Source organism: Novosphingobium sp., assembly GCF_049240505.1.
Lineage (GTDB): Bacteria > Pseudomonadota > Alphaproteobacteria > Sphingomonadales > Sphingomonadaceae > Novosphingobium.
This window is the reverse complement of sequence record NZ_JBMLSM010000118.1, coordinates 1-8,010: the sequence shown is the minus strand read 5'-3', so window position 1 is coordinate 8,010 and position 8,010 is coordinate 1. Positions and strand designations below refer to the sequence as shown.

General features: G+C 63.4%; 6 protein-coding genes. 1 reads left to right on the top strand and 5 read right to left on the bottom strand.

The annotated features are described in order from the left end of the window. Positions 1-226: 226 nt before the first annotated feature. The 5 genes from ACOVQ0_RS10210 to ACOVQ0_RS10190 form a co-directional block, all read right to left on the bottom strand. Positions 227-1,072 (bottom strand): TorF family putative porin, encoded by an 846-nt coding sequence (locus ACOVQ0_RS10210; protein WP_421883834.1) that lies wholly within the window; start codon positions 1,070-1,072, stop codon positions 227-229. 304 nt (positions 1,073-1,376) lie between these two features. Then, a complete protein-coding gene (locus ACOVQ0_RS10205; RefSeq protein ID WP_421883831.1) occupies positions 1,377-2,909 on the bottom strand; it encodes a SulP family inorganic anion transporter in 1,533 nt (510 codons plus the stop codon). Beyond that, the gene (locus ACOVQ0_RS10200; protein ID WP_421883828.1) at positions 2,906-3,601 is read right to left on the bottom strand and encodes a carbonic anhydrase; all 696 of its coding nucleotides are present in this window, start codon (positions 3,599-3,601) and stop codon (positions 2,906-2,908) included. Before ACOVQ0_RS10200 ends, ACOVQ0_RS10205 begins: the two co-directional genes overlap by 4 nt. Positions 3,602-3,708: 107 nt before the next feature. After that, complete coding sequence (locus ACOVQ0_RS10195; protein ID WP_421883825.1) at positions 3,709-5,022, bottom strand: ATP-binding protein; 1,314 nt, start codon at positions 5,020-5,022, stop codon at positions 3,709-3,711. Continuing rightward, a complete protein-coding gene (locus tag ACOVQ0_RS10190; protein ID WP_421883822.1) occupies positions 5,022-5,744 on the bottom strand; it encodes a response regulator transcription factor in 723 nt (240 codons plus the stop codon). Before ACOVQ0_RS10190 ends, ACOVQ0_RS10195 begins: the two co-directional genes overlap by 1 nt. 427 nt (positions 5,745-6,171) lie before the next feature. Between ACOVQ0_RS10190 and acs the strand changes: the two genes are divergently transcribed. Continuing rightward, positions 6,172-8,010: acetate--CoA ligase (gene acs, locus ACOVQ0_RS10185; RefSeq protein WP_421883819.1), on the top strand; the 1,839-nt coding region annotated here is incomplete at its 3' end.

Genomic DNA, 8,010 nt, shown 5'->3' with positions numbered 1-8,010 from the left:
CAAGGCCTGCGGCGCTGCGCAACATCTTCGCGTCTTTGCGGCTTTGCGTGAGATATCTCTTCTGCCTGCTGGCGTTTCGTAAAACGACTGAGGCCCCCGCCTGCGCGGGGGCGCGGGGTTCGGTTTTTTTGGGGGATTGGGGTGCGGATGTCAGGATGCAAAAAGCCCCCGCTCCTTTCGGAACGGGGGCTTTTGTCTGGAAGTTACCGGTTGCCCGGCAGCCTTATCAGAACGCTACGGTTGCCGAGACGACCACGCGCGAACCTGCGATGTTCGAACCGTCCTTGGTGGAGGAGAAGTTCGGCGTCAGGTAGTTGTAGTCAGCAGGGCTGAGGTCGGTATCGACATAGGCGACGCCGAGGGTGACGTTGCCCAGCGCATAGTCAGCGCCGACCAGCCAATCGACGTATTCGCCGGTGGGCGAAACCGAGGTTCCCTGAGGACCAAGGCCATCGTTGCCGCCCTTGGTGTAGCCGAGGTGGCCTTTCAGCGTCAGGCCGGTGTCAGGGATCGAGGTCGAAGCATCGGCCCAGATGTACACGTTGTCAGCCTTGGCGCCGGGGTTGTCATACACGCCGGTGCCTGCCGAGGTGCCGTTGTTGTACCACTTGCCGAGCGCTTCCTGCTTGGGCGCGTAGGCGACGCCGACGAGGAGGTTGGCAGGACCGGCAGCGCCCGAAATCTTCACATAGGGTTCTGCGAAGTCGGTGTTGTCGAGACCGCCCGGATACATGTACCAGGTCAGGCCCACGTCGATGCCGACGCCGCCGACTTCGGTCTTGTAGCCGCCGATGATATCGAGTTCCATGTTGGAACCAGCGAAGGTGCCCCAGCCGGCCAGGTTCGAACCCCAGGTGCCGACATAGAAGCCGCTTTCATGCGCCACGGTGACGCCAGCCTGCACGGCCATTTCCTTGTCGGTCATCGAGACGCCGCGGAAACGGTAGTCGGAGACGAGAGCAGCGCTGCCCGAAACGGTGATGGGGCTGGATTCTTCTTCCTGCGCGAAAGCCGGAGTCGCAAACATAGCGAGGGCGACAGGTGCCACGGCTGCGGCCAGACGGATCTTCATACGGAACGCTCCCTGAATAGGATTATCACGTTCCACCTGCGTCTGCCGCGCGATCACCTCTCATTGGGGCGTCCGTCGGAGCAGAGGCCAATACCTATCATCGCGATTTGCTGCACTGCAAGATAAATTTTGCGCCCCCTGTCCCGACAGAAGATGCTGCGACCAAATGGCAACAGTTGCCACAAGGCAGATCCTGCAAAAACGGCCGGAAACCTCAGTTTCCAGCCGCCTTGCGCCTTACAAAAAGTTGACGGCCGGAAGGGGGTGCTTCCGGCCGTCAGGGGGGATGCCCACTTCGCCGGGATCAGGCTGCGTGGGCTAGGGATTTGAGAATCGGGGCAGGTCCGCTCACCTTCACGTCGGTGCCGCGCAGGCGACGGCGCGAAAGCCATTCGGTGAGCATTTCGGCGGTGGTGTGGTCAATCGCGTGAACGCGATCGAGGATCACGTGAACCGGCTTGCTGTGCGGAACCTGTTCCAGAACGTTGGTCAGCTTCGTCAGGCCGAGGAACGTGGCAGCACCTTCAAGTTCGAGATGCACCGCTTCGCCCACCGACTTTTCACCCACGCGGAACTTGAGGTTCCGGGCATAGGGCAGCAGTTCCAGCGCTGAGAGCGCAAGACCCACCAGAACGCCGGTCAGGAGGTCGGTCGTCACCACGAGAACGAACGTGGCCGTCCAGATCAGCGCGGGCATGTAGCCATGCACCTTGAACAGGTGCTGCACATGCTTGAGGCTGACGAGCTTCCACCCGGTGACCACCAGCACGCCGCCGAGCGCCGCCATCGGCACTTCACGCAGGATGAACGGCAGCAACGCCACAAAGCCCAGAATCCACACGCCATGCAGAACCGCAGACATGCGCGTCATAGCACCCGCCTGCACGTTGGCAGAGCTGCGCACGATCACGCCGGTCATCGGCAGGGCGTTGAACACACCGCAGAGCAGGTTGCCCACGCCCTGCGCGCGCAGTTCCTTGTTGTAATCGGTGCGCACGCCATCGTGCATCCGGTCAACCGCCGCTGCCGAAAGCAGCGTTTCTGCGCTGGCAATGAAAGCGATGGCGATGGCCGAGACAATCATCGAGCCTTGGGTAAGCGTGGAGAACACGCCTGCTTCGGGCAGGGCGAAGGCCGCAGCGATCGAATCCGGCACGGTGATACGGGCGACATCAAGCCCGAAGCCCCATGCCACACCAGTAGCCGCAAGCACGCCCAGCAAAGCGCCGGGCAGCAGACCGAGGCTGGCGGGCTTCTTCTTTTCCCACAGCATCATCGTGCCGATGGTGAGCAGGCCCAGCATCAGCGCCAGTTCGGTCTTGCCGATGTCAAACGGGGTCAGCCCCAGCATACGCGCGGGCATCATTGCCAGATTGTCGATACCGTTCGACATGGGCTTGGCATCGAACAGGATGTGAAACTGGCCGATCACGATCAGCGCGCCGATACCGGCAAGCATCCCGTGGACCACGGCAGGAGAAATGGCGCGGAACACGCCGCCCAGCCTGGCCACGCCCGCGACGAACTGCAGCGCGCCCGCCAGCACCAGCACGGGGCCGAGAGCGGACAGGCCATTGTCGCGCACGAATTCGAACACGATCACCGCAAGACCGGCGGCAGGACCACTGACCTGCAGCGGCGAACCTGCGAGCAGGCCAACGACGATGCCGCCGATGATTCCGGTTACCAGACCTTTTTCGGGCGGCACGCCGGATGCGATGGCAATGCCCATGCACAACGGCATGGCGACGAGAAACACCACGATCGACGCGGTGAAATCCCGCACGAAGTAGCGGGACAGCCCGCTGCCTTCGGCTTCAGCAGTGGTGGATGTCATTCTGCGGCCTCGGCAGTCCAGGCGTCGATAACGGCGCGCTTGCGTGCAGGCACGGCTACGGGCAGCGGCTTGTCTTCGCGCAGGGGCACGAATTCGCCGGTTTCGCCATCAAGGCCCAGCACCATGCCGGCGCTGATATCCACGAACCAGCCGTGGAGCGCCATTTCGCCGCGCGCGATGGCGGTGGCGACAGAAGGATGCGTGCGCAGGTGATCGATCTGGACGATCACGTTCTGCAGGCTGACCGCGCGAACGCGATCATCCGTGCCGAGTTCGGGCGAGCAGCTCGACACGACGCTTTCCGCTGCTGCACCGTGGCGCAGCCATGCGACCACGTTGGGCATACCTTCGGGCAGGGTGGGAGCAGAAAGCGCCTTCATCGCGCCGCAATCGGAATGGCCGCAAACGATGATATCGCGCACGCCAAGAGCAAGGACGGCGTATTCGACCGTGGAGGTGACGCCGCCGTTCATCGTGGCGAAGGGGGGGACCATGTTGCCTGCGTTGCGGCAGACGAAGAGTTCGCCCGGCTGCGCCTGCATGATCTGTTCGGGCACGATGCGCGAATCGGCGCAGGAGATCATCAGCGCCTTGGGCGACTGCCCTTCGCTCACGAGCTTGCCGAACAGTTCGCGACTGTCGGGGAATACGGTCTTTTCAAAGCTGAAGACGCGGCCGATGAGTTCGTTCACTGTTCCATACCTTTGTCAGCAGCCGACAGCCGGAATCGGTCATCGGGTCGCTTGTCAAAGTATGTGCCTCGTCTTTCCCTTTGCGAACGCGACTGTAACGAATTGTTTCAGCGCGCAGGAGCGCTTGCGACCGGGAATCGCATGGTTATGACCAAGCCCCCCTCCGGTTTGTTTCGCAATTGCAGCACGCCGTTGTCCAGCTTTACAGCGCTGCGGACGATGGCGAGGCCCAGCCCCATGCCCGGCGTATCGCGCGAGCGCGCGGTATCGAGCCGGACGAACGGCTGCATCACTTCGTCCATACGATCTTCAGGGATTCCGGGACCTTCATCCTCGATCAGCACTTCGGCATGGTCACCATCGCGCCGGACGGTGACGTTGACCGACCCTGCATAATGGATCGCGTTCTCGATCAGATTGGCCAATGCCCGGCGCACCGAGACGGGCCGCGCCATGATTTCGATGCTTTCCAGCCCGTGGAATGTTGCATCGCAACCATCATCGGCCGCAGTATCGACGAGGGTCTGCGTCATGACCGCCAGATCGATGCGTTCGGCGGGAATGCGGGTGCCGCCGCTGTCCACGAAGGCCTGAAGCGACTCCAGCATGTGGCGCATCTCGCCCAGATCCTGCGCCATGTCGGCGCGCGTTTCCTCATCGATCCGCGCATCGTCCAGCCGAAGCTGCATACGCGAAAGCGGGGTGCGAAGATCGTGGCCGATCGCCAGCATCGACTGGGTGCGATTGGTCATCGATTCGTGAATGCGTTGCTGCATTTCGTTGAAGGCGTGGATCAGTTCGCGCACTTCGCTGGTGCCATGCTCTTCAAGCAGTTCGGGCGGCCCAGACCCTACCTTGCGGCTGGCGCGGACCAGCGTGCGCAAGGGGGCCAGCGTTGCGCGGAACAGCACCCAGGCCAGCGCCACCAGCACCAGCGTGGGCAGCATCAGCGTAAGGATGCGCCCGGCATTGAGCGTCCAGGCATCGCTGCTGCGGGTGCGGAAGAACAGGACGCTGCGATCGGACAGCAGCATCGATCCGTAGATCGCATCAGCGCCGCCCATCGGTTTGAGATATATCTGTAGGTCGGACTGGCCGAGGCCGTCGGTCAGATCAAGCACCTGCTGGCGCATCGTGCCCAGCGGCACCGTGCCGACGCGGCGCGCGCCGTTTTCGCGCCAGATAACGACGAAGTGCTTCGTGCTGAGCGATTGCGCGGTGCCGGGCCGTTCGGCGGGCGTTGCGCGTTCCATCGCGCGGCTGGCGATGGCGAGATGTTCGGCCACGCGCGCGGCGTCATCCTCGCGCACGGCGAACTGGCTGGCGCGTTCGAACAACAGGGTGTTTGCGGCGAAATCCACGCCCGCCACCAGCAGCAGGATTGCGAGCAACCGCTCTGGCAGGCCGAACTTTCGCAGCATCAGGGGCGCTGGACTTCCGCCTTGAACATATAGCCCACGCCGCGCACCGTTACGATCGGGGCACTGCCGCCCGCGCCCGCCAGCTTGCGGCGAAGGCGGCTGACCAGCACATCGACGCTGCGGTCCGAACTGTCACCCAGCCGCGTGCGCGAAAGTTCGATCAGGCGTTCGCGACCCAGCACGCGCTGCGGCTGGCCGATAAAGGTGGTGAGCAGATCGAACTCTGCGCCGGTCAGATCGACCATCGCGCCGCTGGGCGAATGGAGTTCGCGCCGGGCCATCGATACGGTCCAGCCATCGAAGCGGATTTCGCCGCTGCGCGATCCGGTTTCGCCTGCGGTATCGGTGCCGGTGGTGCCGCCGCGACGCAGGACCGCGCCGATGCGGGCGACCAGTTCGCGCGTGCTGAACGGTTTGGCGAGGTAATCGTCCGCCCCCAGTTCAAGGCCGAGCACGCGGTCTTCTTCGCTGCCGCGCGCGGAAACGAAGATGATCGGCACATCGCTTTGCTTGCGCAAGCGGCGAAACAGTTCGATGCCGCTGGTGCCGGGCAGCATGATATCCAGCACCACAAGGTCTGCCGGTTCGCTTTCCAGCGCCACCCACATTTCCGCGCCGGTGGCGGCGGTGCGCACGTTGTAGCCATTTTCACGAAGGGCGCGCGCGGTAAGTGTCCGCAGCGGGCCATCGTCTTCTACCAGAACTATCGAAGCAGGTTGCATAGGTTCCCGGCGCATTTGCAGCAGCACATCCGCACGATAGCAGCGCCAGACGTGGTGCCAAGGTTCAACAGCCGGAGGCCCGCATCATCGCCGGGGACCGGCCGACTTGCCATTCGCCGCCAGCCCCTGCCCCCGATGAAACACGCTCCCCCGAAGCGATGTGCCCTAGCTGCGCCGCAGTTTTTGCGCGGGGCAGGCGCGTTTGCAACAAAACATTGCCTGAATGCAGAATGTGCGGGATTCGCGACACCGCCCTTACCCGGATTTCGGAACATCATGCGGAAACGCCGGGCGCTTTGCGGTTGCACGCGGCGGCCTGGTGGTCTTTCATCTCAGACTAATGTCCAAAAGCCCGGCCTTGCTTCTGACGGTATGGCTTGGCCAAAGGGCAAGGAATCGATTGCCAGACATCAGAGGAGAGCCTGACATGGCCGAAGCCGTCTATCCCGTCCCCGCGCAGTGGGCGCAAAACGCATTGGTGGACGAGGCGCGCTACTTCGAGATGTATCGCCAATCGGTGGAAGACCCAGAAGGCTTCTGGGGCGAGCATGGCAAACGGCTCGACTGGATCACGCCCTATACCAGGGTCAAGAACACCTCTTTCAACGAAGCCGATTTCGGCATCCGCTGGTTCGAGGACGGCACGCTGAACCTTTCGGCCAACTGCCTTGACCGCCATCTGGCGGAGCGTGGCGATACCGTGGCGATCCTGTGGGAGCCGGACGGTGTGGGCGAGGCACACCGCGAAATCACCTATCGCCAGTTGCACGAACAGGTCTGCCGCTTTGCCAATCTGCTGAAAGCCAAGGGCGTGAAGCGGGGCGAGCGGGTGACGATCTATCTGCCGATGGTGCCCGAAGCCGCCGTGGCAATGCTGGCCTGCGCGCGCATCGGCGCGATCCATTCCATCGTCTTCGCAGGCTTCAGCCCCGATGCGCTGGCAGGCCGCATCACCGATTGCGACAGCCGCATCGTGCTGACATCGGACGAAGGCCTGCGCGGTGGCAAGAAGGTTCCGCTGAAGGCCAATGTGGACGAGGCGCTCAAGCAGTGCCCGGCGGTGGATACCGTAATCATGCTGCGCCGCACCGGGGCCGACGTGAACGTGGTCGAAGGCCGCGATGTCGATTGGGCCGATGCCGTTGCGCAGCAGAGCGCCGAGTGCGCGCCTGCGGAAATGGGCGCGGAAGACCCGCTGTTCATCCTCTACACCTCTGGCTCCACCGGCAAGCCCAAGGGTGTGCTGCACACCACGGGCGGCTATTCGGTCTGGGCATCGATGACGCACCAGTATGTGTTCGATTACCGTCCCCATCCTGACGGTTCGAATCAGATCTATTGGTGCGCGGCGGACATCGGCTGGGTGACGGGCCATTCCTATGTCGTCTACGGCCCGCTGATGAACGGCGCGACCACGGTGATGTTCGAAGGCGTGCCCAATTCGCCCGATCCCAGCCGCTTCTGGCAGGTGGTCGACAAGTTCAAGGTCGAGATCTTCTATGGCGCGCCAACCGCGCTGCGCGCACTGATGCGCGAGGGTGACGACTGGGTGAAGAAGACCAGCCGCGCTTCGCTGCGCCTGCTGGGATCGGTGGGCGAGCCGATCAATCCCGAAGCGTGGGAATGGTATCACAAGGTGGTGGGCGATGCCCGCTGCCCGATCGTGGACACATGGTGGCAGACCGAAACCGGCGGCGCGATGATCACCCCCCTGCCCGGCGCCACCCCGCTGAAGCCCGGTTCGGCCAGCCGCCCGTTCTTTGGCGTGAAGCCCGCGCTGGTGGACAACGACGGCGTGTTCCTTGAAGGCGCGACTGATGGCTGCCTTGTCATCACCGATTCATGGCCCGGCCAGATGCGCACCGTGTGGGGCGATCATGAACGCTTCTTCCAGACCTATTTCAGCACGTTCAAGGGCCAGTATTTCACCGGCGACGGATGCCGCCGTGACGAGGACGGATACTACTGGATCACCGGGCGCATCGACGATGTGATCAACGTGTCCGGCCACCGCATGGGCACTGCCGAGATCGAATCTGCGCTGGTAGCCCACGCCAAGGTGGCCGAAGCCGCCGTGGTGGGGATGCCGCACGACATCAAGGGACAGGGCATCTATGCCTTCGTTACCTGCAATGCCGAAGTGGAGCCGGACGAGGCGCTGCGCAAGGAACTGATCGCGTGGGTGCGCCACGAAATCGGCCCCATCGCCACGCCCGACGTGATCCAGTTCGCCCCCGGCCTGCCCAAGACCCGCTCGGGCAAGATC

Coding starts and splice junctions, on each gene's coding strand:
- ACOVQ0_RS10210 (WP_421883834.1), bottom strand. CDS start 1,072: ATGAAGATCCGTCTGGCCGCAGCCGTGGCACCTGTCGCCCTCGCTATG.
- ACOVQ0_RS10205 (WP_421883831.1), bottom strand. CDS start 2,909: ATGACATCCACCACTGCTGAAGCCGAAGGCAGCGGGCTGTCCCGCTAC.
- ACOVQ0_RS10195 (WP_421883825.1), bottom strand. CDS start 5,022: ATGCTGCGAAAGTTCGGCCTGCCAGAGCGGTTGCTCGCAATCCTGCTG.
- ACOVQ0_RS10190 (WP_421883822.1), bottom strand. CDS start 5,744: ATGCAACCTGCTTCGATAGTTCTGGTAGAAGACGATGGCCCGCTGCGG.